The sequence below is a fragment of the Aliivibrio sp. 1S128 genome, from assembly GCF_001691065.1.
In the GTDB taxonomy this organism is placed as follows: Bacteria; Pseudomonadota; Gammaproteobacteria; order Enterobacterales; family Vibrionaceae; genus Aliivibrio.
This window is the reverse complement of sequence record NZ_MAJV01000171.1, coordinates 3,010-3,686: the sequence shown is the minus strand read 5'-3', so window position 1 is coordinate 3,686 and position 677 is coordinate 3,010. Positions and strand designations below refer to the sequence as shown.

The 677-nt window shown below is 34.7% G+C and carries 1 protein-coding gene; it reads left to right on the top strand.

Annotated features, from left to right (window positions below; genetic code table 11):
- Window positions 1–150 precede the first annotated feature (150 nt).
- Window positions 151–677, top strand: a 527-nt coding sequence (locus A6E03_RS18995; protein WP_176703512.1) for a hypothetical protein, incomplete at its 3' end; no start/stop codon positions are given.

Here is a 677-nt window from a genome sequence, read left to right as displayed (position 1 = left end):
TCGGCGTTGTCAGTTTGCCTTTAGTTTCAGTGGTTAAGGTAGTAAAATTCAGCTAAGTCTGTATCGTAGCAAACGTGTTATGCAGGCGTTATGTTGCAATTTGTGTTCAAATAGATATTCATTAAGTCATGATAATTAGAGAAAATTAATATGTATCAATTACGCTGTACTCAGAAAGCCCAAGACCTTATCGAATTAGACCCTTGTGAGTTGTCTGAGGTTACAGATGAATCCCATGTGCTAGGTAATTGGTACATGCATACTTTTATTCAAGACGAACGTAACTGTTTATTTTTCTTAGAAGAAAGTACATTTATGTCTTTTATCTTAGTTGATTTTAAAAAAGTAGATACAGGAAATATCAACGAAATATTTAAAAATGGATTACTTCAATTGTTGGAGTCAGAGGGTATACCTTTAGATATTTTGTCTTCTTTTCAAAATGCTCCAGCAAGCGTCCAATTCACTAAAACAGTGGGCAATAAATTACTTGCTCGAGTGAATAATAAGGTGACGAAATATAAAGAATCAGTATGTAGAAATGGTGGTTTAGGGGAATGTGATTTGTTGGACGTTGCAGCTCAAATTAATAGGGAACCTCAAAAAGAGTTTAAGTGGGCGTTTTCGGCTGAAGTTTTTCATGAGCTGTTAGGTAGCAACATAACAAATGCATCAAC